Origin of the sequence: Nocardioides panacihumi, assembly GCF_039530925.1 — a bacterium.
Taxonomy (GTDB): Bacteria; Actinomycetota; Actinomycetes; order Propionibacteriales; family Nocardioidaceae; genus Nocardioides; species Nocardioides panacihumi.
On sequence record NZ_BAAAPB010000004.1, the window covers coordinates 346154 to 370509 of the forward strand.

Here is a 24356-nt window from a genome sequence, read left to right on the forward strand (position 1 = left end):
TCTCATAGGCCGATGCCGGGCTGAGAGACCCCTGGCGCGGGTCGGCGCGGATCGTTGAAGGCAGCCGGTCGCTGGCGTCGTGGCGGGTTGGGGCCGTACCGGTCGATGGCGTCGATGGCGAGGCCTCTGGCGTGGGCGGGTCCGAGGTCGGCGCGGTCTCGGGTGAAGACGTCGATCCACTGTTGACGGGCCTCGGCGATGTCGTCGGCGACCAGGTGGGCGATGTTGGAGTCGCGGCCGCGGGTCATGGCGACGTAGGCCGCGGCGGCGCCGGTGGTCTCAGTGAGGGCGAGGTGAGCGGTCTGGACGGTTTGGCCTTGAGCGCCGTGCACGGTGGTGGCGTAGGCGAGCTCGACGTGGGCTTGGGCGTAGCCGGCGGGAACGACCCGGTCACGCCCGTGTTCGTGGAGCAGGAGGGAGCCGTCGTCGCCGATGCCCGCCACGGTCCAGGTCTGGCGGTTCGCGACACCGAGGTTCGGGTCGTTGTGGCGGGTGGCGACGGTGTCTCCGAGCCCGATCGTCTCCCCGCGCCCGGTCGTGAGCACTCGGCTGTCACTGTCGTTGTCGCTGCTGGTGGCGTCGTCGGATGCGCCCGTCCCTGGGTGGTGTCGGCCGAGGTCGCGGATCGCTGCGTTGAGGTCGGCGACGTGGTCTCGCCGATCGGCGATGATCAGCTCGCCGGCAGCGCCCTTCTCGGCGAGGGCTGCGGTGCGTTCGACCTCGGAGGCGTGGAGGACGATCTGGCCGCGGCGTACCAAGGCGTCGAAGACCTCTCCGGCGTCCTGGCCGGTCCGCATCTTCAGACTCAGGGCGGCGTAGTCGGAGTCGGTGAAGCGGTGCACCCGGTCGAGGTCGAGCCGCGCGGTGGGGTGGGACCAGGTGGCGGCCAGGTCGAGCACTCCGCCTCGGCCGACGGCCGGGAGCTGGTGGCGGTCCCCAACGAGCGCGATGCGGGCTCCCGTTTCGTCGGCGATGGTGAGGAGTGCGCGGGCGGTGTCTTGGTCGAGCATGCCGGCCTCGTCGATCAAGAGCAGGTCACCGGCACGGAGCCGGGCTCCTGGGTGCGGTTGTGGGTTGGGTTGGCGGGTCCAGTTGCCGTCCTCGTCCCATCGCCAGCCGTGTTGGTGGATCAGCCAGGCCGCGGAGTGCCCGTCGGCACCTGTCTCAGCGGCAGCAACCTCGGCGGCCTTCAACGTCGGAGTGACCACCACCAGCCGGTGTCGACGTCGTGCGAGCAGGGCTCGGGTCGCTCGGAATGTGGTGGTCTTCCCCGCCCCGGCGGCTCCTTCGATCACCAGCAGTCCTCCGTCGCCGCCGAGCGCGCCGACGACGCGGGCTTGTATGGGGTCCAGTCCGTTCAACACTCCGGGGCCAAAGCGGAGGCTCCGGGCGGGCCGCTCGGCCCGGCGAGCGAGCCGCTTGATGATCTCGGTCTCGACCTCGAGCACCCGCGTCGAGGTCAGTGCCCGGACGTGCTCGGGCACATCGGCGCGCGCGAGCAGGCGGGTGCAACGTTCGACGGCGCGGGCCGTGACATCCTCGGCGAGCTCGATGCGAACCGAGGAGTCGGTGATCACGCCGAGCTGGATGATGAGGACCTCGACGTGGCCGCGCAGGTCGGCGGCGTTCCAGGCCGAACGCTTGGCCTCAACCTGGCCGATGACCCAGTCCGCGGCCGCGTCGCGGTCGATCCGGCCGATCGGCACCGGATCTACGCTCGCCGACCGCTCGGGGTCGCGGTAGCCCAAGGCGTGCAGCTCTTCGTTCCACCGGGCTACGAGCTCGGCGCCATGGGTGGGGACGATCTTGTCGGGGCGTGCTTCGGCCCACGCCCGTCGTCCCCAGACCTCCCGCAACCGTGGCCCAGGCTCCTCGTCCGGGTGCTCACGACGCCAGCTGGCCTCGTAGCGGTCGATGTTGCGGCCGATCTGCGCGGCGCGGGCGCTGAACGCGCCGACGTGGGGTGCCAGTTGTTCGATGTCGCCGGAGACTGCGTCGAGGGTGTAGCCGTGCGCGGCAAGGACGGCGCGGAAGTGTGGGTCGCTCATGACGGCGGCGTGGCCGATGCCGTTGACCGCCTCGATGCTGTCGCGGATCCCCACCGAATGGACACCTCGCCAGGCGCCTGCGGTCCAGACGCGGGCGTTGATCTGGAGGTGAAGGTGGCGGTGCGGGTCGCCGGCACGGGAGGTGTAGTGCCGGATCACCGCAGCCTCGATCTGCTCCACCGGCACCTGGACCTGCCGGCCACGCGGTCCGACCCGGGTGGTGGCGTGTTGCGCGACCCAGCCGATGATCTGCTCGGCCGCCCGATCCTGTGCGGCATCCAGCGCGGTCGAGATGTCGGGGTGCAAGGCGGCGGCCAGTGACCAGGTCTTCGGGCCGTTGACGACGACCTCGACGAACCGCAAAGCCTTGGCATCATCGCGGAGCCGGCCCTTGGGCTTGCCGGTGTCGACGTCGAGGCCGGCCACCCAGGCCTCGTAGGCATCACCGGTGAGGCTGCCCGCCTGGGCGACATGATCAGCGCCCGCGACGTAGCGGGTGGCAACACCGGTGCCCTCGGCCAGGTAGTAGTCGTCCGCCCGGGACCGATCCCGCTCCACATAGGCCCGCGCCGCCCTCGCCGCGCCTCGGTAGAACTTCACCCCACCATGCACGCCGACCACCCCGAAACCCGAGTCCCCAACGAGTCCGTCGACAACCAACGGATGCCCTAGAAATGCCGCGTGGGCCGCCCGACCACGGGCGACCCATCTACGTCATTCGTAGCATGCGTCCCGACCAATTTGGGAGGTGCTTGGGCAGGCTTCGGAGGGTCGCGGTGCCCACATCTTCGGAGTCGTGAAGAGTCGACGATTGCCAACGGCTGGAGCGAGATCACGCGTGGTGATTACGTGGTCGGTGACCCGGGTCGCGATGACTCGTCGACCGGACCGCCGGACCTGTGGTGGGCCTCCCCGTAACGACGGCGGCGTCAGCGGGCCCGATGTGCCCGGGCTGCGGGGAGCCCGGGCATCGGTGTCACTGATGTGAGGTCGGGATGCTCAGCGAGTCGGTGAACATCTCCTGGTCGTTGGCGCGGAGTCCGTTCGGTTCGGTCGCCGTGCACAACCGCGGCGGATTGCCCGGTCCGGTGGCGGTGCCCGGGCAGACGAACAGGTCCACGGCGCGGGTGTCGCTCCACACCGGGTGTGCCCGTCCGTTCGTCACGGTGAGTCCGGTGTAGTCGCCGTAGAACTGGCCGCCGTTCGGGCCGGGGAACTGGGTCGGCGGCGGCATGGAGCTCGTCGTGACGCGGTCGGTGCCGAAGCGTGTGAGGTCGCGGGTCCCGGAGAGGCTGAGGTCCGAGTAGCCGGTCGTCTCATCCGCGCCGTACTGCCGGTCGTAGTAGTCGACGGCGAGAGTGCCTCCTGAGCTGAACGCCGCCCACTGCCAGAACTGGTCGGTCGTGGACTGCCGGCGCTCCTGCGTCACCGAGGTCGCCGCCCGGGGGTCGGTGGTCGTGCCCGTGAAGGTCGGCCTGGCACGGGACACCCAGCCCTCACGCAGCGTGCCAGGTGTCCCGTGCCGCGCCCCACCATCCCTGCGCCGGGCGTCGGGTTCGCGTCTTTCTGGCATCACTCGCGCCAGCTGCGGGTACCGAGGGCGTGTCGACGGGGCCAGGTGACAGCGACACCGGCGGCGATCCGAACCGTCAAACAGTGGCGTAGTGATCCATCTCTTATCGGGAAACAGTCATGACCACCAGCCACCCGTCCCAGGGCGACCAGCCGCTCGTGCATGAGTACATCCGGCGCTTCGGACGCCGTCCGAGCGCCGCCGAGCTGGAGAAGTTCCGGGCATCCCAGGCCCCCGATCTCGCGGTGCTGGCCAAGATGCGGCACCGCTTGGCGCACCTCATCACGCGGATCTGATCCGCATCTGCTTATCGGGCCGCGTCGCCACGTGAAGCGGTTGCACAGACCGCATTGCGCGAGCCATCCGGGTCGATCGCCGCGTGCCCGCCCTCTCCCCAGACCAGGAGCCATCGCATGTCCACTGACGCCATCGTCATGCTGAAGGATGACCACAAGCAGATCCGGCGCGCATTCCGCGACTTCGAGGACGCCGGCGACGCCGCCCACCAGACCAAGGGCGAGCTCGTCGCGAAGATCATCGAGCTTCTGACCGTGCACACCTACATCGAGAACGAAGTGATGTACCCCCGGGTCCGCGAGCTCGTGCCCGAACTCGAGGACGACGTCTTGGAGTCCTACGAGGAGCACCACGTCGCCGACGTCCTGGTCATGGAGCTGACAGGGATGGACCCCGAAGATGAGCGCTTCACGGCCAAGACCACGGTCCTGATCGAGAACGTTCGGCACCACATCGAGGAAGAGGAGAACGAGTGGTTCCCGCAGGTGCGTGAGGCGCTGGGCCGCAAGGTGCTCCAAGACCTCGGTGCCCAGATGGCGCAAGCGCGCGAGCGGGCACCTCGAAGCCCGGCTCAGCCCAGCGCGCTGAAGAAGGCCGTTGACGCGGTCATCTCCTGAGGACTGCCCCGATGTGCACGATCACCTGGGAGTCGAGCCAACGACGGCTGCGGTTGTCAGGGTGCTGTGAGGCTCAGGACCGGGAAGCAGTCCGGGACGCGCTCGCTGCCTGCGAAGGTGAAGGCCGCGTGCTGATCGTCGACCTGACCGCGGTCACGTCGCTGGCACCTGCGGTGGCTGAGGTCGTGCTCGCCGCACGCGACCGCGGCGAGGGTTGCCGCGTGAACGTGCTCCGCCGTCAAGGTAGTGCTGTGGCGCAGGTACTCGCCGACATCGAGTCACGCTGATGTCTCGGAGTCGAGTCCGGAATCCGGCTCCGCGTCCCCGCCGGCTCTCCGCGCTCCCCAGCGCGGATAGTGCGCAACTGAAGGTGATCGAGCGTGGGGCCCGGCCGCAGATCAGCCGATCCGAGGCCGGGCCCCACTCATCTCCCCGGTGACCTCAGGTTCCCTGGGCGTCGGAGCGGACGTGCTCCGTTGCCGCCTGGCCCTCCTCCTTCATCTGCGCAGCCGAGTCGGCCGCCGTGTTCTTGACCTCGGCGGCGGCCTGGCCGGCGGTCTCCTTGAGGTCCTGGGCGACCTGCTGGCCGACCTGCTTCGCCTCCTCGAGGAGCGGTGCCCCCTGGTCGCGGACGGTGTCCACGACGGTCGAGGCGACCTGGGCCTCCTTCTGCGAGGCCGGGAACAGCCCGGCGAGGACGACACCTGCCCCGAACGCGACCAAGCCGGCCGCGAGCGGGCTGCCCTCGACCCTGTCCGTGGTCGTGCTGACCGCGTCCTGCGCCCGGTCTGCGACGCCATGGGCTGCGTCACCGACGCTGCCAGTGGCGTTCGAGGTCGTCGAGGCTGCGCCCGAGCGCAGGTCGTGAGCGCTGCCCATCACCTTGTCGCGAAGACCGCTGAGCCGGTTCTTCGCGGCCTCCTTGCGGCGCTGGACGATAGCGCCGGGGCTGACCCGGTCCTGGAGCGCGTCGATGTCGGACGCCATCCGGTCCCTGGTGCTCGCGATGTCCGTGGTCAGCTCTTCTGTGCTCGAGCCCATGCTGCGTCCTCCTTGAGTGTCTGCTGCGTCTTGGGCAGCTGCGGGTTGCTGCTGCGAAGTGCCGTCCGCCCAGTGAGGGCGAGGGCGGCGGTGATCACAGCCCAAAGGGCCGTCACGATGAGTGCCGAGAGCCAGAGCGGGAGACTGTTGTCGAGGGCGAAGATGATGGTCAGGGACAGGAACAGCAGGACCATGTGGCCTGCCACGCCTGCGCCGCCGAGCAGTCCGGCGCCCTTCCCGGCCTTCTTCGCCTCGTCCTTCATCTCGGTCTTGGCCAGCTCCATCTCCTGCTTGATCAGCGTGGAGAGGTCGGTCGCGACGTCACTGAAGATCTCCCCGAGTGAGCGCTCGTCGGTGCCGGCGACAGGCCGTCCATCACTGCTGGCGGCGTGCGACCCGACCCAGGTCTGGTCAGGAGGCTGCTGCGCCGTCATCGCAGGTCCCCGCTGCCGCCCAGCTGACCCGGCGTCGAGGGCGCGGTCGGCACGCCCGTGTCGTGCCCGTGGGTGTCGTGGGTCTCGCGCGGGTCGGGCATGTACGGCGACCCGGACGGCGCGCCGCCACTGGTCGGCGCCGCGGTCGGCGCCGCGGTCGGCGTCGTGGTCGCCGGGGTGACGGGTGCGACGCCGGTGATCCCGTTGGCGCGGGTTGCGGCGTCGGCCCGGGTGTCCTCGACCGCCTTCGCGCCGGCGATGCCGTCGGCAGCGCCGCGGGCGAGTCGCCCGACGACGAGGCCGGCTGCGAGCGCGCCGATCAGGAAGGTGCCGGGACGCTGGCGCGCGAACCGGCGTACGTCGTCGAGCAGCTCGCCGGGCTCGCGGCTCTGCAGGTGCTCGCCGACCGACCTGGCGTAGCCGGAGACCTGGCGGGTGAGGTCGGCTGCGAGGCCGGGGGCGGCCTGGGACGTCATCGACTGCAAGTCGTCGCCGAAGGTGCGCAGCGTTCCGGCGAGCCGGTCCTGCTGCTCCTTGGATTGGGCGTTGACCTGGGTCATCGCCTCGTTCATCACGTGGCGTGCCTGAGCCGCCGCCTCGGAGGCGACGTTGCCGGCCTCCTGGTGCGCGACGCCCGCCAGGTGGCGGCCCTCATCGGTCGCGGTGCTGGCCGCGTCCTGTGCTCGTTCCGTGGCCGTGGGACTGCTGGTCATAGGGCTCTCCTTCGATGGGTGTGGCGTGGGGTCTCCAGGGACTCGACGATCGAGAACGAACGCGGAGCGTTGCTAGTACCTGGGCCGCGATGTGTGGGGGGTGTTGGTCCAACTGACGTCGCCGTCACGGGCAAAGCCGCGCCGCGCTGCGTCTGACTTCGCGTCCCTGCCGGACGTCGACGCATGAGTGGTCATGCCTTCTCGCGGGCTCCTGTGTCGGAGACTCGCGCCCTCTTCTTGAGCGCTCCGGCAATGACAGCCGTGCGGCACGGTGCCCAAACACCGTGGACACTAAAACCACGACAGTGGGTGACCGGCACGTCGCGCCCAACTCGGCCCCGAGTCGTTGTAGCCCATCGCGAAGATCTTGGGCACAGCGGCGCTGACTATCGGAACGAAGATTCCCGTAGGCCCGTGCAGCACCCCCCAATGGCGCTCGGTGCGATCCACAGGCGGCACGACCAGGTTGTGGATGTCGACTCGATCCGTGGCTTGGTCGGTGAGGACGGTCGAGAGACCGCAGAACCATATGCGGAGGCCGCCGCCTCGAAGAACCCCGTCGCACTCTGCGCGTCTACCGTGGGAGACGCGCACATCTGCGCGCTTGGACATTGACCGCGGCGATCGTGGCTGCGACAGACGTGAAGTCGACGTCACGCGGCAAAGCGCGTTGCCCGGTCAGGGTCGACTGTGCATTACCCAAAGCCGGGTCGCCGGCCCCCTAGGCCGGCGACCCGCGAGCCTGACGTCTCCATTCGTCGGGCTCTCGCCCAGGATGGCACTTCCGCCCGGTCGTGCCTCAGGACGTTGCCTATGCCGGTACCCACGCCCAGGTCTCTTGACTACCGAGCCCGACTGAACAAGTGCCGCCTCGGGCACAGCTCGCGGGGCTGAGGGCGCTGCAAGCGTTGCGGCGGAATCTGCGTCGTACGTCAGTTGCAGCTACTCGTCGCGGCGTGGCTGAGTACTGGCAGATTGCGCAGCTAGGGGTCGACCGGGCTGGCAAGAAGACGCGTTTGGGTTCTCGGGGTCGACCAGGCAGAGGGCGGCCGAACAGCCGGGCGGCAGCGATCAGATTTGCCGCCCGCAGTTGACCCCGTCGCTGGCTGGGCGGCTCTGCTCCAACGCCATGTTGGGCGACGGCCAACGGCTGGACGACCTTGCCGCTCAGGCGGAGCCCCTGATTGCGAGCATCTGCTCGACGCATGCAGGTAGAGCGAGCGGGAACCGCGTCTGCATGATTGATGCTCCATTGCGCGCGCTGGTCCTGTCCTGCACCCTCAAGCGTTCGCCCGCGGAGTCCAGCTCGGTGCTGTTGGGCGAGCAGGTCCTCCGGCGACTCGAGGAGGAGGGTGTCACCGGCGAGGTCGTCAGGGTCGTCGACCATGACGTGAAGTTCGGGGTCGGCACCGACGAGGGCGACGGTGACGGCTGGCCCGCGATCCGCGCGAAGCTGCTGGCCAGCGACATTCTTGTCATCGCGACGCCGATCTGGATGGGGCAGCCTGCGTCGGTCTGCAAGGTCGTTCTCGAGCGCTTGGACGCCGAGCTCGGCGAGAGCGACGACCAGGGCCGCATGCTGACCGAGGACAAGGTCGCGCTCGTGGCCGTGGTGGGCAACGAGGACGGCGCCCACCACGTGATCGCGGAGTGCCTGCAGGCGCTCAACGACACCGGGTTCAGCATCGCGTCGAACGCCGGCACCTACTGGGTCGGTGAGGCGATGCAGTCCACCGACTACCGCGACCTGGATCCCAGCCCGGAGAAGACCGTGTCAGCGACCGACGGGGCCGTCCACCACGCCGTCCATCTCGCCCGGCTGCTCAGGGACGCTCCCTACCCGCCGTCCTGAGACTGGTCTACCTGAGGTTGGGGAGCACCTCGCGGCCGTAGAACTCGATCATCTCCAGGAAGTGCGGACCCATGTTGGCGACGTACAGCTCGTCGTAGCCGGCGTCGGCGTACTTCCGGATCTGATCGAGGTGCTTCTCGACGTCGGTGCCCGCGACGACCGAGTCCTGGGTCGACTCCATGGTGACCAGCTCGGTGGCCTGCTCGAAGTGCTCCGGGGTGGGGAGCACCTGCGCGAGCTCGCCCGGGAGCCCGGCGTTGGGCCACAGCCGGTGGGCGTGCTCCCACCCCTCCTGCTCGGTGGGCGCGAAGGCGACCTTGGCGCCGGCCTGGGCCGGCTTGCCGCCGGACATCTTCTTGAAGCGACCGACGAGATCGGCGTCCGGGGCCGTGCCGATGTAGCCGTCGGCGATGCGCCCGGCGAGGTCGAGCGCCTTCGGACCGAACGCGGACATGAAGATCTCGGGCGGCGTATCCGGGACGTTGTAGATCCGTGCGTGGTCGACCGCGTAGTGACGCCCGCGCGAGGTCACGACCTCGCCGGTCCACAGCTCGCGGATGAGCGCCACGGCCTCCTCCAGCATCTCCAGGCGGACGTCGGCCGGTGGCCACGGTCCTCCGAGGATGCTCTCGTTCAGGGCCTCGCCGGTGCCGACGCCCAGGGTGAAGCGTCCCTGCAGCAGCTCGGCACAGGTGCCTGCGGCCTGGGCGACGATCGCCGGGTGGACGCGAGTCGTGGGGCAGGTCACCGCTGTGGTGACGTGCAGCTCGCAGACCTGGCTGATGGCGCCGATGACGCTCCACACCAAGGGGCTGTTGCCCTGCTCGTTGTTCCAGGGGTGGAAGTGGTCGCTGATCCACAACCCGGTGAACCCGGCCTTCTCGGCCGCCGCGGCTTGTGCGATGAGCTCAGCGGGGGAGTACTCCTCGGTGGACAGGAAGTAGCCGATGCGCATGGTGCTCCTCAGGCGGGTAGGCGGCGTCTCAGGTCAGTGGCGGATCAATGGCGGGTCAGTGGCTGGATTTGCCGCCCTTGCGGCCTGCCTTCTTCTTCTGGGCCGTGGTCCCGCCCTGGCTGCTGTCGCCGCCCGTGCCCGACTGCTCGCCGCCGTGCTTGGAGGCGTCGGGGGAGTTGGCGATCTTCGCGGCCCGCTCCTTCGACATGCCCTTGTCCTTGAGGGCTTCGTACTGCTTCTCGTTCTTCACGTGTGCGGACTTGCCGGGCATCACTGACCTCCTCGGTCGTCCCATCTGACTTCGGCGCCGGTACCCGCGGTCCTCGGGCGACACGCAGGCCGAACCAGCGACACGCGACCGGGTGAGGGCGAACCCTCAGGGGTTGAAGAGCACCTTGACCATGCCGTTCTTCTTGTCCCGGAAGTCGGCGTACGCCGACGGGGCCGCGTCCAGGGGCAGGTGGTGGGTCGCGAACGACTCGACACCGAGCACGTCCTCGTCCTGGGTCAGCAGGTCCAGGATGTCGTCGCTCCAGCGGCGTACGTTGGCCTGGCCCATCCGCAGGGTCAGCTGCTTGTCGAAGAGCTGCATCATCGGGATCGGGTCGACCGCGCCGCCGTAGACCCCGGAGATCGAGATCGTCCCGCCCCGCCGTATGGCGTCGAAGGCGGTGGAGAGGGCCGCGAGCCGGTCCACGCCAGCCTTCTTGATGAAGGGCTGTGCGATCGCGTCGGGCAGCATGCCCACGACCTTCTGGGTCATCTCGACGACAGGGGAGCCGTGCGCTTCCATGCCGACGGCGTCGATCACGGCGTCGGTGCCGCGGCCGCCGGTGAGCTCCCGCACGCGGTCGGCGAGCTCCTTGCCGGCCTCGTCGATGTTGATGACCTCGGCGCCCCGCGCGGCGACGCGGGCGAGACGTTCGGGCACCCGGTCGGCGACGATCACGCGCACGTCCCGGTGCAGCGCGATCCGTGCCGCCATGTCGCCGATCGGACCGGCGCCGAGGACGAGGAGCGTGTCCCGGGACCCGACGCCGGCGTACTCGACGGCCTGCCAGGCGGTCGGCAGGACGTCGGAGAGGAAGACGAAGCGATCGTCGGGCGGACCCTCGGGGACCTTGATGGCGCCGTACCCCGCGAGTGGGACGCGGAGGTACTCCGCCTGTCCGCCGGCGACCTGGCCGTAGAGCAGGCTGTAGCCGAGCAGGCTCGCGCCGGTGCCGTGCTCGCGGTTCTGGGTCGTCTCGCACTGGCTCTGCAGCCCACGCTGGCACATCCAGCACTCGCCACAGCTGATGTTGAACGGTACGACGACGCGGTCGCCTGGCTGCAGGTTCGTGACGCCCGCGCCGACCTCCTCGACGATGCCCATCGGCTCGTGGCCGACGACGTCCCCGGCGGTCATGAACGGGCTCAACGGGTCGTAGAGGTGGAGGTCGGAGCCGCAGAGCCCGGTCGTGGTGACCCGGATGATGGCGTCGCTCGGATCTTTCAGGATCGGGTCGGGGACCTCCTCCACGCTCATGTGCTTGGGGCCTTGCCAGGTGACGGCGCGCATGGGTCACTCCCTTCGGTTTCGGTCCTAGGGCTTGGTAACCCTCGCTGTGTGTCGCATTCGGTGTCGCCTTCGCCTATCTCCACGTCGATGCCGGACCGGCCGGCAAGGTCACGAAGGTCACGCGTGGGGGTGGTCACGGCTGGGTGCGGCGGCTCACCGGTCCCTGGCGCAGGGCGCGGCGACCGCCGTCGAGGAGTGTGCGGGCCCGGAGCACGGCGCTGGACGAGTGCTCGCTGGAGGCCATGCCCGCGAGCATCTCGGCGAGCACGGATGGAGCGTCATGTCGGGGAGTCCAGCCCAGCACGGTGCGGGCTCGGCTGGCGTCGAGCACGGGAACCTGGAGGGCGAGGTCGATCCAGCCGACGTCGACCGGTTGCAGGTGGGCTCGCCAGGACAGGTCCACGGCTGCACGCAGCAGTGGAGACGGTAAGTGCAGCGGTCGGGCACCTAGCGCCTCGGCGATGGCGTCGCGGTCCAACAAGGGCTCCGTGACGAGATTGAACGCGCCGGGAGTGTGGGTCTCGAGCGCGGCGCTGATCGCGCTGGCGACGTCGTCGGCGTGCACGACCTGAAGGGTGAGCCCCCGATCGAGCGGCAGCACGGGCACGTGGCGCAGCACGGCCGCCGGGACGAGTGCCGGCAGGAAGTAGCGCAGCTGTGAGCTGCCGGCCGTCCGTTGACCGATGATCCCGGGCCGCGTCCGCGTGACGAGGACATCCGTGCGTGCCTCGAACGCGTCGAGCAGCCGTTCGGCGGCCACCTTGTGGCGGCTGTACGCCGAGGTGGGTATCCCGTCAGTCGGCCAGTCCTCATGTACGGGCTCGCTGCCCGTCCGTGGTGAGTAGGCGCCGATCGAGGACTGGTGGACCAGGTGCGGGACACCGGCCGCGGCGGACGCGTCGAGGACCCGACGTGTGCCGCCGACGCCGACGCTCTCCAGGTAGTCGGGACGATGTGTCGGCTGGAAGCCCCAGACGAGGTGCACCACGGCGTCGGAGCCCGCGAATGCCCGAGCGAGCACGTCGTGGCAGTCCGTCGACAGGTCTGCCTCCACCCACGACACCGTGTCGTCGTTCGCCGGTGGCCGACGCGCTACCCCGACGACGTCGTGCCCGTCGGCGAGCAACCGCCGGACCAGGGCGCTGCCGACGTTTCCTGTCGCGCCCGTCACCGAGACCCGCATCTCAGACTCCGTGTGCCTTCGTCATGTGTGTCGGTACCCACGAGAGCGTTGCTCGACGGTCACTCGGCCGACGTCCCCAGGAAGTCGAGGATGGCCGCCGCGACGTGGCCCGGCGCTTGTTCGGCCTGGTGGTGCCCGCTGGTGATGAGGCGATGCTCGAGGCTCCCAGCGACCCAGGGTGCCCAGATCTCCGCTGGGTCACCGTGGATGTCGAGGTCGTCGTCGGCCGACTCCAGGAGCAGCGTCGGACAGGTGATGCGAAGCCCCGCAGCGCTGTCGGCGGCATCGTGGTCAACGATTCACGGCACGAGGCAGCCGCGGCGTGCGAATGAAGCGGGATTGGCCATGACGATCGGCCCGGAGCGCAGCTGTCAGCGGTAGTCAATGCTGCCGCACAGCAAGCATTCGAAGATGCGCACTGACGCGTACTCCTCGAAGTCGACCGACGTCAACGCCCACTCATGGGTATCCGGGCTACCGCACGCGGTGGTGTCGATTGTCGCGGTCATACGAGCCGTCCCCTTCTCCGCGGTCGGAGATGCATGCGTAAGGATCCCGCCCAATGCGTACCCGCGCCGACCGCAATCGATGCTGCGGCGTCGTCGGCTTGAACCCGAACACAAACCGGACGGCTCTGTGGCTTCCCTGGCGGCTATTCGTCGCTCCTTTCTGGGGATACGAGCGTGCATGGTGAGCGTCACATCAGAGAGCCGCCGTCTACCCGGCCTCGTGGCGCCGAGTGCCAGAAGCATCCCGCTCTCACGCTTACGGCGCCCCGTGGCAGCCGAGGGCGCCATCCGCTGCAAGCGATTCCGAGACGCTGATGTTCGACAACGCGATGGGCTCGTGTCGCGGTGGGCGAGTACACGCGTCTCCGTCGAGACATAGTCCGACGCCCGGGCCCGCCGATCACGGGCCCGAGGGGGATTTGGCTCACCCCGTGACAGTGGGGCCACGGACTACGACGACAAACACGTGACAAAATTCACTGCGTGTGGCTTTGAGCCGCCTGCGGTGATGAGGCGACAGTTGCTTTCCTTTACTTTCACCTATCGGCTGCCGACAATCTCTTTGCACAGGCCGCCGACACTGACGTGGGGGGTGTCGGCGGCCGTGCCTCGGCGACCCGGTCCCGACGAGGGGGCCCAGGGACGTCGTCACCGCTGGCAAACTCGGATCGCTCAGTGACGCCGGAGGCGCTGTTCAATTCTGCCCCCCAGCCGCGAGACCTTCACCGCAAGTAGGAAGCACCCAGCGATAACGAGCACGAGCACTGCCTTCTCCGCCGCTCCGGTCGCTGGATCTCCGACGCCAATGACCAATGAGACGGTGAGCGATGCGAGGACGAGGAGCGTCGCCCACCGTGCGAGCCGCACCCAAGCGTTCATCCATCGACGGTACGCCGCGAGCGTGTTTGATAGAAGCCGTCGGTAGCTCGCCTCCTCTCGCGGTTCGCTACCCGTTCGAGTCTCGGAGCGCCCGTGGGGCGCGCGTCGGTCTCCCACTCAGTGGGAGAGTCCGGCACTAGCTTCTTCCGAGCGGGTCGAAGGTCGCCGCTGTTCCAGGGTCCGCGAGTTTCAGTCGGAGTCCGTCGACCTGACGGGCTGTCTCACTGATGCCGCCATCGCTTCGACCGCAGCGGACGCCTTCGCCGGTTCATCCGATTGAACCCGCCCGAGGACCTCGCGACAGCGGGCAGCGCGGTTGTAGCAGGGCGTGGTGGGGAACAGGCCTACTGTGGAGGAGTCACCCATCTTCGCGTCGGTGGAGCGCGACCTCGAGGTTTCATATGAGCTTCTCGCCTTTCCGGGCGGATCTCAGGATGCCGTCGATCGCGTTGCGGTATCCCCTGCCGACGGCGTTTCGGACGTGCAGGCTGCAGAGATCGTCGAGGCGGAGACGTCGATAGGCGATTCAACGACCTGAGCTGGCACGAGCCGAACCCGCCGCGTGCCAGCACCGTGTCGCCGATTGAACGATCGACAGCGCCCAAACGTCGTCAGTCACCTATCCGGTCCGGGCGAGAATCCTCGGCTTTGGAGGCACGCACACGCACCTCGCTTGTCAACGGGACGCTGCGGCCCGGGGAATCCGGGCGCATCCATCGCAGAGGAACACGCTACCTGCGGAGTCGGCTGGCCGGACGCGGATCCGTGGTGGTCGGTCTTGAGGCAGCCGGCACCCCCAAGCGCCGGCTGCCCCGTAGCCTTGGCGTCTCGGGATCGCAAAGGCTGAAGGTAAAGCTGACGGTAAGGACTGCACGACGCTGCGGCGGTCTGTGAATGGAACGGCCAGCGCAACCGCCCTCGCGCGTGCGTTTTCAGTTGGAGATGGACCAGCCTGGGCGAAAGATCCACGTTGCCGGGCGGCTCCACCCCTGCTGAGAACCAACGGAAAAGACATCTCATCTGCTCGAGCGAGACGTCCGTACTGCGCGCGATGTGTCCTGCGCTGGAGAGCCAGTCGATGCCGGGGCAGTGATGAAGTCTCGGCGAGGGAGGGGGACCTCCTGGCCACGTTAGACGTCTGAGTGTTCGACACCGTCGACAGGGCGTAGGACACTGCCAAACGGTCTTCCGCTCGGGCAGAGCGCTGAAGTCCGGCGACATGGCTTGAGCGAACCGATCTCCCACGCGGGACGCCTAGGATCAGCCGCAGCCTCGCTCGAGATTGACGGGTAGAAGATGATTACAAGCAGGACGCGAGATCCTGCGGCGCGCACCGTCACGGTTCTAGCCGTTCTGTGGCTGGCTCTTTTGACTGTCGTCGACGTCCTCCTGCCGGCCAACGTCGTCCCCGACCCTCTGTTCGCGGTCTCGCCACTCATCGCTTGCTCGGTGCTGAGGCCGCGCGCCACCGCCGCGTTCGGCGCGGCGGCCGTTGCTCTCCTAGTGGTGTCGGGCGTGTGGAACGAGACATGGAGCACCGGGCAGCAGTGGGTCCGGCTCGTCGACGTTGTCCTGATCAGCTTGGTTGCCGTCTGGATCTCTGACGTCCGGATGCGTCGCGAACAGCACACACAGCGCATTGTCGCGATCGCAGAAACCGCGCAGCGCGTCATCCTGCCGACGATCCCCACCTCCGTCGACACGCTCGTGACCGCGACCCGCTACGTCTCGGCGGCCCAGGACGCCGTCGTTGGCGGCGACCTCTACGACTACTCCCACACTCCGAGACACACCCGATTCATCGTCGGCGACGTCCGCGGCAGCGGCCTGCCAGCGGTCGAAGAGGCCGCCCGCACCATCCGGGCCTTCCGGCAAGCTGCTGCGGCCGATCAGCCCTTGACCGAGGTCGCTGCCGAGATGGACGCCTACATGAACCAGTTCTTACGCGAGGGCGAGTTCGTGACTGCGCTGCTGATCGATCTGACCGACCGGGAGACGATCACCATCGTCAGCTGCGGCCACCCGCCCCCTCTGCTCGTTCGGCTGGACAAGAGCGCTACCTTCCTCGAATCACCGCCCTCGATGCCGCTCGGCCTGAGCCGACTATTCACGGAAAGTCCCCGTCCGGAGACGGCCACGTTCACGTGGCAGCCCGGTGACCGGCTGCTGCTTTACACCGACGGACTCAGCGAAGCTCGCGACACGGCACGACAGTTCCTGCCGCTACTCGACCTAGCGCCCCATCTCCAGACCGGAACCCTGGAGACGGCGCTCGATGACTTGCTCCTCCGGGTGCGTTCCCACATCCCGGACGGCGCGATGCGCGATGACCTCGCCGTCGTCCTACTGGAACAGCCACCAATCGAAGAGCACACCGCATACTCGGTTAGCAACGCCACAGCTGCGCCACCTCGGTGAGCTGCACATCTCGGTGTCGAAGGAAGCCGTGTCATCCCTGCCACTCGAGGGACACGGCGCGTGAGGACATCCTCGACCCAGAGTGCCCGTGAATGAAGATGACTTGGCTTCTCCTCCGGTCGAGGCCGGACGGACGACTCCGGCGCGCTCCCACCCCGGTTGCATGTCGCAATGACCCGGCCCTCGGCGACTAGGCAGGTCCTACTCGGTTCGCCTTCGGGCCGACAGCGACCTCGCCGCCGGCGACGACGTCACCGCTCGTCACTCCCGGCCGCCTCACCGATCGCGACCCGGACCGCAGCCGCCGAGGAAGTCGACGCCGGGGGATCGTGATCATCGCGCCGCTGGCGTTCGCCGAGAACTTCGGCGTGAAGGGCACCGTCGCTGCGGCCTCGCTCACCTGCGGCGACCCCACCACCAGCAGGGTGGCCACTCCGAGCAGGAGTGCGAGTAGCGAGATCCGGCGCCGCGGACGTCGCGGCGCGCGATGCATTCTGCGCTCCCTCATTTGCGGCGCCCTGTTCGTGCCCTTCCACTGCTGATGCCATTCCCGCTCGTCGGCAGACATCCGGTAACTTGGGAGTGCATCGGCGCGCGGCGAACTGGGCGTCCGAGATCGGCAAGCCGATGTGGATCCGCGAGGGCCGTGAGGGTGCGGCGCATGCCGGAGCGCGGTAGGGGACCGAACTCCGGGAGGTGCCGGTCGCGCCCGGCTCATCAGTCCGCAAATAGTCCGCAACAAGTTCTGCGGGGACCGTTTTCGTCCGTCGGTAGCCAAAAACACCAAAGCACTGTTTCTGCAGGTCAAATGGTACTTATGGGCGCTTCTCGACGACGACCGTCGCCGTCCAATAACCGGCGGAGTCGTTCCGCTTCAACGTCTGAGTCCGTTGTGAAGCCCGGGGTGACCCTAGGGTCACTCCGACTCCTGGTTCCTCTCGGTCGGAGCACTCGAGACGTGACACCCAACAAATTGGGGCTACATCTGAGAGACACCGACCCGCTTCAGCCATGACGCGCGATCGCAACAGTTCTTGCCGCGCGACCTGGCGTACGGTCACGCATCGTGAGGAGCGCTCAGAGATGAACGTCGCGCGCAAGCTTCAGATTCGGCCGGCGATGACGGTGGTGGTGCTCGGCCGCCCGAGCGGTGTCGACCTGGAGATCCCGTCGGAATGCCTGGTCGTGAGCGACCCGGCCGATGCGGCGACGGCGGATGCGGTCGTGGCGTTCGTCGTACGTGCCGAGGACCTGGACACGATCGCCGCGCCGGCGTTGGAGGCGGCCCGCGACGACCGGCTCGCCTGGATCCTCTATCCCAAGAACCGTCAGCTCGGCACCGACGTCAACCGCGACATCCTCGCCGCGCTGGCTGCCGAGCGGGGGGCCCATCCGGTGCGCCAGATCGCGATCGACGCGGTCTGGTCGGCGTTGCGGTTCAGGCCGGCCTGAGCCCTCAGTAGGGTCTGGCCGTGAGCGGTTACTGGTTCAAGCGCAAGCGGTACGGCTGGGGCTGGACACCCGTCACCTGGCAGGGCTGGACGATCGTCGTCGGGCTGGTGGTGGTCGTGGTCGTCGCCGCGATCGGACTCGGCGAGGACCCGAGCCCGGGTGCCCTGGCGGCGTACTTCGTCGTCGTCACCCTCGCCGTGGTGGCCGTCATCCTGCTCTCGATCGCCAAGGGCCCGCGGCCGCGGTGGCGCTGGGGGCGGTCGTCGGAAGACGACCCGACCGAGGATCTCTGACTACCATGCGGGCCATGCCCAGTCCTGAGCGTGCCGATCTCGACGAGCGGCTCGTCACCATCCACACCGACGGCGGGTGCAAGCCCAACCCGGGGCCGGGCGGCTGGGGCGCGGTGCTGCGGTACGGCGACCACCTGCTCGAGATGTTCGGCGGTGAGGCCGAGGCAACGACGAACAACCGGATGGAGCTCACTGCGCCGATCGCAGCGCTCGAGGCCCTGACCAGGCCCGTCCAGGTGCACCTCTACACCGACAGCTCCTACGTCCGTAACGGCATCACGTCCTGGCTGGCGAGCTGGAAGCGCAACGGCTGGAAGACGGCCGGTAAGCAGCCGGTGAAGAACGTCGACCTCTGGCAGCGGCTCGAGCAGGCGTGCGAGCGCCACGAGGTCCAGTGGTTCTGGGTCAAGGGGCACGCAGGCGTGCCCGACAACGAGCTCGCCGACCAGCTGGCGACCCGCGGCCTGCGCGAGGCGATGGGCCCCAGCGCCTGACCGGTGCCGGCGCGTCAGGCGTCGCCGCGCCCGGCGACGATCTGCTCGACCAGGATGTCGCCGTGGCCGGCGTGCCGGGCCAGCTCCTGGATCATGTGCGCGTAGATGAAGCGGAGCGAGACCGGCCCGTGGTGCCAGGGGTACTCGTCGTCCAGCCCGTGGGTCGCGGCGATCCGGCGGGAGCCTTCGCAGGCGGCGGCGTACGCCTCGCGCACCGACGCGACCGTGTCCGAGGGGTCGAGCACGAAGCTCTCGTCGACCGTGTCGGGGATGCCGACCTCGCCCCGCGGCACGCCGGCGACCCGGGAGTGGAACCACACCTTCTCGACGAACGTCGCGTGCTTGACCAGGCCGAGGGGGGTCGTCAGCGACGGCACGAGCCGGCGCCGCGCCTCGTCGTCGTCGAGGTCGTCGAGCAGCCCCGCGATCTCCGTGCGCTGGACGTCGAGCATCCCCTCGAGCAGCTCGCGCTCGCCGGCCAGGTGCAGAGTCATGGGCGAAACGTTAGAGCGCCCTGGGATCGCACCGCCGCTCGGGGAGCATGATGAGCTCGTGACGCTCTATGAGCGCGTCGGAGGGTTCGACGCGATCCTGGCGCTCTGCCGACGCTGGCACGAGCTCTGCTCGGCCGACCCTTTGGCGGGGCACCCGTTCGAGCACATCACCCTGCCTCACCACGACGAGCGGCTGGCCGCCTACCTCGCGGAGGCGCTGGGTGGGCCGCCGCTCTACACGGCCGGCTACGGCGACGAGTCCTTCATGCAGCGCCTGCACGCCGGCAACGGGGACCATCCGGACCTCTACGAGGCATGCCTGGCTCTGTTCGACCGGGCGCTCCTCGACGTCGGGATCGCGAAGCCTGCCGCGGGGGAGGTCTCGGCGTACTTCCGCGCTGCCACCGCCGCGATGGCGGCCTACCACGACAGCATCGACCAGGTGCCGGACGACCTCCCGATGAACCGCGTGGTCAGCGACGGGTGACGCCCTCGCCCAACAGGGGCGTCGCGATCTCCCACATCTCCTCGGTCAGTGGGGCCGGCCGCAGGGTGAGCGGGTCGAGGTTGACCAGGGTGCGGGTGCCCTCCGCGTGCGCGACCGAGCCGTCCGTCGACACGATCCGGAAGGCGTAGGTCACGCTGGTCCGCCCCGCCCGCGCGATCCAGAAGTGCACGTCGACGTCGCCCACCGCGGTGATCGGCAGGTGGTAGGTGAGCGAGAGCTCGCGGATCACCTGCACCGACGTCGTGGGATCGAGGCGCCAGCCGGCCTCGGCCCAGTAGTCGATCACCGCGTGGTCGAAGAGGAGCGCGTAGCGCGCATGGTGCAGCATGCCGAAGCCGTCGAGGTCGTCGAGGTAGACGCGGCGTCGACGGACCACTCCGTCGAAGGTGGTCACTGTCATGGTTCCTCCTAGGCAATACGTCCGATCGGTCGTGAACATTTCCAGAGCCTAGTATGCGACCGATCGGTCGTCTACTGTGTTTCCATGAACGACGGCAGACGCGCACGCGGCGACCTGACCCGGCGTACGGCGGCCCGGCGGGCGGCCATGGTCGCGACCGTCTCGGGGCTCGACGCGATCACTGTCGGCGGGCTCGCCGCCGACACAGGCCTGAGCAAGAGCGGGATCCTCACCGTCTTCCCCAACCGCGAGGCGATCCAGCTCGCGGCCGTCGCCGAGGCGCGGCGGATCTACGTCGAGACCGTCATCCGGCCGGCCTGGGGTCTGCCTGCGGGGCGGGAGCGCCTGCGCGGCCTCCTGGACAGCTGGGTCGACTACGTCCGCGCCGAGACGTTCCCGGGCGGGTGCTTCCTGACCACGTCGTCGGTGGAGTTCGGCCATCGCGACGGCGCGGTCGCGGACGCCGTACGTGCCCTCAAACGCGAGTGGCTCGACCTCCTGGAGGGCGAGCTGCGCACGGCCGGGGCCGACGACCCCGAGGAGGACGCGTTCCGGATCGACGCCTTCCTGACGGCCGCCGTCACCCGGCTGCAGCTGCTCGGCGACGACTCGTGCCTCGATCGCGCGCGACGGCTGGCCGAGGGCGTCATCTCCGGCCACTAGGTTCTCGGCATGCCCGTGCGCCTGCGCCCCGTGACCGAGACTGACCTGCCCGCGCTCGACGGTGCGGAGTCACCGTACGAGAACTTCGGCCCGCGGGCTCCGCGATCCGCCGCCCATGACCCGTCGCTGAACGCGGACCTCGGCGGGCTGGCCGTGGTCGACGACAGCGGCGCCCTGCTCGGGAACGTGAGCTGGGTGTGGCAGCGATGGGGCCCGAACGCGCAGTCTCGCAACCCGATGATCGGCATCTGGCTCACCTCGGCCGCGCGGGGGAGGGGCGCCGGGACGGAGGCGCAGCGCCAGCTCGTCGACCTCTTCTTCCTGCACACGGCCGTCAACCGCATCGAGGCGCACACCGACGTCGAGAATCTCGCCGAGCAGCGCGCCCTGGAGAAGGTGGGCTTCCAGCGGGAGGGGGTGATTCGCGGCGCGCAGTGGCGCGAGGGTGCCTACCGCGACGGCTACCTCTACTCGATCCTGCGTGCCGAGTCGGGCGCACGCTGACGGGCGCGCTGGTCGCGACCAGGCCGGTCGTCGTGAACATCGCCGCCTGAACTGCCTTCTTCCACAGGTGTCGGGACTCCGCTTGTGCGCAGTATTCGAACGTGTATACGATCTGACATCACCGCACGATCGGAGCCGCCCATGACCGCAGCAGACGCCGAGCCGCCCCGTCGGCCTGCCGCGACGCGGCGGCACGTGATGCACCGGTTCCTCGGCCGGCTGCACGAAGTGTTCGAGGAGGTGTCGACGGACACCGCATGGGCGTTGACGCCGGAAGAGCTGGCCGAGTGCCTGTGCGAGGCGTACGCGGCCCAGGGCCGGCTCGCCGCGTTGACGCTGGGTCTGGTGGCCCAGGCCGACCGCTCCGGCCTCCCCGCGTATGACGGCGAGGTGAGCTTGGTGGCGTGGCTGCGGGATCGGGTCCGGCTCGCCCCTGCCGAGGCCAAGCGGCAGATCCGCCTCGCTTCCCGGCTCGAGCACCACGACGTCACCCGGCGGGCGCTGGGATCGGGGGCGTTCCCGGTCGCGTCCGCTGCGGTGATCATGCAGGCGCTGGACGCGCTGCCGGCCGACGTCGATCCGACGGTGATCGAGGAGGCCGAGGCCTATCTGGCCGGGGAGGCCCACGCCCACGACTCCCAGGCGCTGCGGCGTCTGGCGGCGCACCTGCACGAGGTGATCGACCCCGATGGCGCCGATCAGCGGCTTGCCGAGCAGCTGGCGAGAGCCGAGGCCGAGGCTGCCCGCCAGTGCTTCCTGCAGCTGCGGCACGACGAAGGGACCGCGACCAGTGAGGGCACCTTCCGGATCCCGCTGCTGCAGGGCGTGAAGCTGCAACGGATGCTCGAAAGCCTGACCAACCCCGGCCGGCCCGACCCCATCGAGTCGGTCGACCCGGAGACCGGGGTGCAGGTCTCGGCTGAGGAGCGCCGCGGGCGCGCGTTCCTCGAGCTGATCGACCGGATCCCGACCAAGAAGCTGCCCGAGCTCGGCGGCAGTGATCCGACCGTCGTGGTCACCATGGAGCTCGGCACCCTGCTCGGCGGCCCGCAGGCCGCGCAGCTGGACACCCGGCACGCGATCAGCCCCGGACTTGCCCGCAGGCTGGCGGCCCAGGCCGGTGTGATCCCCGCGGTTCTGGGCTCCAGCAGCGAGGTGCTGGACCTGGGCCGCCAAGTTCGCTTCCACCGGCCGAAGCAACGGCTCGCCATGGCGGTCACCCAGGGTGGCACCTGCGCCGTCCACACCTGCACCCGCTCAGCGGTCGGGGCGGACGCCCACCACCTCATCCCGTGGCACGAGGGCGGCCCCACGAACACGGCAGACGGGGTGCTCATCTGCCCCCGCCACCACACCTTCGCCGACCACCCCGACCACCAAGTGATCCGACTCCGACCCGGCCGCATCCAGATCCACCGAAGGTGCTGAGCCGGTCAGGTGAGCCCCCACCCGACCAGCTGCCAGGCGACCAGCTGGGAGGTCACGGCCACGGCGGCGGCGCTCAACGCAATGTACGAGACCAGGGCCGCGCTCGGCCACCAGTGCCGCACCCAGCCTGCGGCGGTGAGCGCTGCCGTGCAACCCGCCAGCACGGCCAGGGCAAGCGGTAGGTGCAGCAGCAGGCGCGCGGCCAGTGGGAGTTCGAGCCAGCCGAGGAACCCGGAATCGACCAGGCCGGGCGCCCACATGATCAGCGCCGCGTTCCCGAGAACGAGCACGGCGGTCAGGACGGCCGCGGTCGCGGCGACCCGGCGCCAACCGCGCGGCCCCGAGGAGCGCTGGTACGACGGGCGCCGCGCGCGCCGACGTCCCGACCTGATCGCCGCGGCAACCAGCCACGCCACGGACGCCAGGGTCGCGATCCCGAGAACGACCCACTGCCACGCCGCCGGGCCATCCGCGACACCGACGAGTCGGAACCCCCGCCATCGCGGATCGCTGCCGCTGAGGTCGAGCGTCTCCCCGTTGTCGGCGAGGAAGACGCCCCTCGAGACCTCCACCAGGCGGTGCCGCACGGGTGAGTCGGTCTCGTCGACCTCCTGGGTCTCGAAGAATGGGATCCCGTTGTCGAGGAGGAACCTCTCCGGTGGCTCGAAGGGGTTGAGCACGTTCCAGTCCGGTGCCCGGTAGGCACCGCTGTAGCCGGCCCACCGGGCGGCCTGGTCCGCCGTCGGCGGCATCGCGGCGCCGCCCACGAGGTCGGCCATGTCCGCCGGCAACCGTAGCCACTGCGGCTCGGTGACCGGCGGGCGCGACGGGAGCGCGGCCAACCGGTCGTGGTAGACGCCCGGCTCCGCCACCAGGTCGTCGAGGATCGACAGCGGCAGGTTCACCTGCAGCTCGTGGTCGTCGGAGTTGGTCAGCATGCCCACCCCGAGCCCCAGCTGGGGCGCCCACCACAGGTCGGACATGAAGCCGGTTCCCCCGCCGGCGTGGTTGAAGAGTGCCGGCCGCTGGGCCCACAGGTTCCAGCGGGTACGGGACACGCCGAGCGCGTAGCCCGCCTGCTCGCCGGCGAACGGCGCAGGGATGGTACGCATCTCCCTCATCGAGTCCTGGCCCAGGACGGCACGGCCGTCGAGGGTGCCCTCACCGAGCTGGAAGCGCAGGAAGCGGGCCAGGTCGTCAGCACTCGAGTAGAGGCCGCCGGCGGCGGTCGCCGGCTCGTAGATAGGCGGATCCGCGTAGTACTTGACGTGCGGGACGGCACGGTTGTCGTCGGCCCGGATCGCTGCCCGGTCGAACGTGCTGCGGTCCATGCCCAGCGGGCCGAGCAGGGAGTCGTGCATCAGGTCTGCGAACGGCTTGCCCTCGACGCGCTCGAGGATGTAGCCGGCGAGGTCGATCCCGAGGTTCGAGTAGGCGAACCCGGAGCCGACCGGGAAGCGGAGCCAGGTGTCGGAGATGCTGCGGACGTGCTCGTCGAAGGTCCCGGGGTCCAGCTCGTTGCTGTTGCCGACCGGTGCCTCATGGGTGAGGCCGGCGGTGTGGCTCAGCAGCATCCGGAGCGTGATCCTGCGCTCGGGATGCGCCTCGAAGGCCGAGTGCACGGTGAAGTCGGGCAGGTACGTCGTGATCGGCTCATCGAGATCCAGTCGGCCAGCCTGGACCGCCTGCATCACTGCCGTGGCGGTGAACAGCTTCGACATGGACTGCACGCTGAAGATCGTGTCTGGCGTGACCGGGTCGCCGTGGTCGTCCCGGTTGCCGAAGCCCTCGGTCCACAACACCCGGTGGCGGTCGACGACCGCGATGGCCAGGCCCGGAACGTGCTGCTCGGCCATCAGCTCGGGGATCCGCTGGCGGTACGTCGCGATCATGGTCGCCACCACGTCATCCCCCGACGCGGCCGCCGGCGCGGCAGCCGATGCCGCACCGACCGGAAGGAGTGGCGCGGCGAGTGCGAGGGCGAACGCGATCACCCCGAGGCGGCGATAGCGCAGGCACGACGTTCCGGAGACCGCCATG

General features: G+C 69.3%; 27 protein-coding genes. 13 read left to right on the forward strand and 14 right to left on the reverse strand.

Features of this window, described 5'->3' with window-relative positions; all coding sequences use genetic code 11:
* Positions 1 to 2: 2 nt before the first annotated feature.
* Positions 3 to 2648, reverse strand: a complete 2646-nt coding sequence (gene mobF, locus ABD205_RS17700; RefSeq protein WP_344047081.1) for a MobF family relaxase — start codon at positions 2646 to 2648, stop codon at positions 3 to 5.
* Positions 2649 to 3024: 376 nt separating this feature from the next.
* The gene (locus ABD205_RS17705) at positions 3025 to 3537 is read right to left on the reverse strand and encodes a hypothetical protein (RefSeq protein WP_344047083.1); all 513 of its coding nucleotides are present in this window, start codon (positions 3535 to 3537) and stop codon (positions 3025 to 3027) included.
* A gap of 203 nt (positions 3538 to 3740) precedes the next feature.
* On the opposite strand from ABD205_RS17705, the gene ABD205_RS17710 reads away from it, so the two are divergent.
* From ABD205_RS17710 to ABD205_RS17720, 3 genes are all read left to right on the forward strand, one after another.
* Positions 3741 to 3917: a hypothetical protein gene (locus ABD205_RS17710; RefSeq protein WP_344047085.1), complete on the forward strand. Its 177-nt coding sequence runs from the start codon at positions 3741 to 3743 to the stop codon at positions 3915 to 3917.
* 117 nt (positions 3918 to 4034) lie between these two features.
* The gene (locus ABD205_RS17715; RefSeq protein ID WP_344047087.1) at positions 4035 to 4535 is read left to right on the forward strand and encodes a hemerythrin domain-containing protein; all 501 of its coding nucleotides are present in this window, start codon (positions 4035 to 4037) and stop codon (positions 4533 to 4535) included.
* A 128-nt stretch (positions 4536 to 4663) separates the two neighbouring features.
* On the forward strand, positions 4664 to 4822 hold the full coding sequence (locus ABD205_RS17720) for a hypothetical protein (protein ID WP_344047089.1): 159 nt from the start codon (positions 4664 to 4666) through the stop codon (positions 4820 to 4822).
* Positions 4823 to 4976: 154 nt separating this feature from the next.
* Here ABD205_RS17720 and ABD205_RS17725 read toward each other — a convergent pair whose 3' ends face one another.
* The 3 genes from ABD205_RS17725 to ABD205_RS17735 are packed head-to-tail and all read right to left on the reverse strand — an operon-like array spanning position 4977 to position 6723.
* Positions 4977 to 5576, reverse strand: a complete 600-nt coding sequence (locus ABD205_RS17725; RefSeq protein ID WP_344047091.1) for a DUF3618 domain-containing protein — start codon at positions 5574 to 5576, stop codon at positions 4977 to 4979.
* Positions 5552 to 6010, reverse strand: a complete 459-nt coding sequence (locus ABD205_RS17730; protein WP_344047093.1) for a phage holin family protein — start codon at positions 6008 to 6010, stop codon at positions 5552 to 5554. Before ABD205_RS17730 ends, ABD205_RS17725 begins: the two co-directional genes overlap by 25 nt.
* The gene (locus ABD205_RS17735; RefSeq protein WP_344047095.1) at positions 6007 to 6723 is read right to left on the reverse strand and encodes a hypothetical protein; all 717 of its coding nucleotides are present in this window, start codon (positions 6721 to 6723) and stop codon (positions 6007 to 6009) included. The genes ABD205_RS17730 and ABD205_RS17735 overlap by 4 nt, the downstream gene beginning before the upstream one ends.
* 1237 nt (positions 6724 to 7960) lie before the next feature.
* Here ABD205_RS17735 and ABD205_RS17740 point away from each other — a divergent pair.
* Positions 7961 to 8575 (forward strand): flavodoxin family protein, encoded by a 615-nt coding sequence (locus ABD205_RS17740; protein ID WP_344047097.1) that lies wholly within the window; start codon positions 7961 to 7963, stop codon positions 8573 to 8575.
* Between the two features lie 7 nt (positions 8576 to 8582).
* On the opposite strand, the gene ABD205_RS17745 is transcribed toward ABD205_RS17740, so the two are convergent.
* The 5 genes from ABD205_RS17745 to ABD205_RS17765 form a co-directional block, all read right to left on the reverse strand.
* Complete coding sequence (locus ABD205_RS17745; protein WP_344047099.1) at positions 8583 to 9530, reverse strand: TIGR03557 family F420-dependent LLM class oxidoreductase; 948 nt, start codon at positions 9528 to 9530, stop codon at positions 8583 to 8585.
* 55 nt (positions 9531 to 9585) lie between these two features.
* Positions 9586 to 9801: a DUF7218 family protein gene (locus tag ABD205_RS17750; RefSeq protein ID WP_344047102.1), complete on the reverse strand. Its 216-nt coding sequence runs from the start codon at positions 9799 to 9801 to the stop codon at positions 9586 to 9588.
* A gap of 105 nt (positions 9802 to 9906) precedes the next feature.
* Positions 9907 to 11091 carry an alcohol dehydrogenase catalytic domain-containing protein gene (locus tag ABD205_RS17755; protein WP_344047104.1) on the reverse strand — a complete coding sequence of 395 codons (1185 nt, stop codon included), beginning with the start codon at positions 11089 to 11091 and terminating at the stop codon, positions 9907 to 9909.
* Positions 11092 to 11224: 133 nt separating this feature from the next.
* A complete protein-coding gene (locus ABD205_RS17760) occupies positions 11225 to 12274 on the reverse strand; it encodes an NAD-dependent epimerase/dehydratase family protein (RefSeq protein ID WP_344047105.1) in 1050 nt (349 codons plus the stop codon).
* A 1181-nt stretch (positions 12275 to 13455) separates the two neighbouring features.
* A complete protein-coding gene (locus ABD205_RS17765; RefSeq protein ID WP_344047107.1) occupies positions 13456 to 13662 on the reverse strand; it encodes a hypothetical protein in 207 nt (68 codons plus the stop codon).
* A gap of 376 nt (positions 13663 to 14038) precedes the next feature.
* On the opposite strand from ABD205_RS17765, the gene ABD205_RS17770 reads away from it, so the two are divergent.
* Together ABD205_RS17770 and ABD205_RS17775 are read left to right on the forward strand one after the other, a co-directional pair.
* Positions 14039 to 14200 (forward strand): hypothetical protein, encoded by a 162-nt coding sequence (locus ABD205_RS17770; RefSeq protein WP_344047109.1) that lies wholly within the window; start codon positions 14039 to 14041, stop codon positions 14198 to 14200.
* Between the two features lie 758 nt (positions 14201 to 14958).
* Positions 14959 to 16080 carry a PP2C family protein-serine/threonine phosphatase gene (locus ABD205_RS17775; RefSeq protein WP_344047111.1) on the forward strand — a complete coding sequence of 374 codons (1122 nt, stop codon included), beginning with the start codon at positions 14959 to 14961 and terminating at the stop codon, positions 16078 to 16080.
* 190 nt (positions 16081 to 16270) lie between these two features.
* Here ABD205_RS17775 and ABD205_RS17780 read toward each other — a convergent pair whose 3' ends face one another.
* Entirely contained in the window at positions 16271 to 16573 is a 303-nt protein-coding gene (locus ABD205_RS17780; protein ID WP_344047113.1) for a hypothetical protein, read from the reverse strand.
* 590 nt (positions 16574 to 17163) lie between these two features.
* On the opposite strand from ABD205_RS17780, the gene ABD205_RS17785 reads away from it, so the two are divergent.
* The 3 genes from ABD205_RS17785 to rnhA are packed head-to-tail and all read left to right on the forward strand — an operon-like array spanning position 17164 to position 18319.
* Positions 17164 to 17532 carry a hypothetical protein gene (locus ABD205_RS17785; protein ID WP_344047115.1) on the forward strand — a complete coding sequence of 123 codons (369 nt, stop codon included), beginning with the start codon at positions 17164 to 17166 and terminating at the stop codon, positions 17530 to 17532.
* Between the two features lie 20 nt (positions 17533 to 17552).
* A complete protein-coding gene (locus ABD205_RS17790) occupies positions 17553 to 17825 on the forward strand; it encodes a hypothetical protein (protein ID WP_344047117.1) in 273 nt (90 codons plus the stop codon).
* Positions 17826 to 17839: 14 nt separating this feature from the next.
* Complete coding sequence (gene rnhA / locus ABD205_RS17795) at positions 17840 to 18319, forward strand: ribonuclease HI (protein WP_344047119.1); 480 nt, start codon at positions 17840 to 17842, stop codon at positions 18317 to 18319.
* A 14-nt stretch (positions 18320 to 18333) separates the two neighbouring features.
* On the opposite strand, the gene ABD205_RS17800 is transcribed toward rnhA, so the two are convergent.
* Complete coding sequence (locus tag ABD205_RS17800) at positions 18334 to 18813, reverse strand: DinB family protein (protein ID WP_344047121.1); 480 nt, start codon at positions 18811 to 18813, stop codon at positions 18334 to 18336.
* 58 nt (positions 18814 to 18871) lie between these two features.
* On the opposite strand from ABD205_RS17800, the gene ABD205_RS17805 reads away from it, so the two are divergent.
* Positions 18872 to 19300, forward strand: a complete 429-nt coding sequence (locus ABD205_RS17805) for a truncated hemoglobin (protein WP_344047123.1) — start codon at positions 18872 to 18874, stop codon at positions 19298 to 19300.
* Here the strand turns inward: ABD205_RS17805 and ABD205_RS17810 are convergent.
* Entirely contained in the window at positions 19287 to 19721 is a 435-nt protein-coding gene (locus tag ABD205_RS17810) for an acyl-CoA thioesterase (RefSeq protein ID WP_344047125.1), read from the reverse strand. The genes ABD205_RS17805 and ABD205_RS17810 overlap by 14 nt on opposite strands.
* Before the next feature lie 84 nt (positions 19722 to 19805).
* Between ABD205_RS17810 and ABD205_RS17815 the strand changes: the two genes are divergently transcribed.
* The 3 genes from ABD205_RS17815 (at position 19806) to ABD205_RS17825 (ending at position 22316) form a co-directional block, all read left to right on the forward strand.
* Positions 19806 to 20384 carry a TetR/AcrR family transcriptional regulator gene (locus tag ABD205_RS17815; RefSeq protein WP_344047127.1) on the forward strand — a complete coding sequence of 193 codons (579 nt, stop codon included), beginning with the start codon at positions 19806 to 19808 and terminating at the stop codon, positions 20382 to 20384.
* A gap of 9 nt (positions 20385 to 20393) precedes the next feature.
* Positions 20394 to 20888: a GNAT family N-acetyltransferase gene (locus ABD205_RS17820; RefSeq protein ID WP_344047129.1), complete on the forward strand. Its 495-nt coding sequence runs from the start codon at positions 20394 to 20396 to the stop codon at positions 20886 to 20888.
* A gap of 141 nt (positions 20889 to 21029) precedes the next feature.
* The gene (locus ABD205_RS17825; protein WP_344047131.1) at positions 21030 to 22316 is read left to right on the forward strand and encodes an HNH endonuclease signature motif containing protein; all 1287 of its coding nucleotides are present in this window, start codon (positions 21030 to 21032) and stop codon (positions 22314 to 22316) included.
* Between the two features lie 5 nt (positions 22317 to 22321).
* On the opposite strand, the gene ABD205_RS17830 is transcribed toward ABD205_RS17825, so the two are convergent.
* Positions 22322 to 24355 (reverse strand): serine hydrolase domain-containing protein, encoded by a 2034-nt coding sequence (locus tag ABD205_RS17830; RefSeq protein ID WP_344047133.1) that lies wholly within the window; start codon positions 24353 to 24355, stop codon positions 22322 to 22324.
* Position 24356 lies beyond the last annotated feature (1 nt).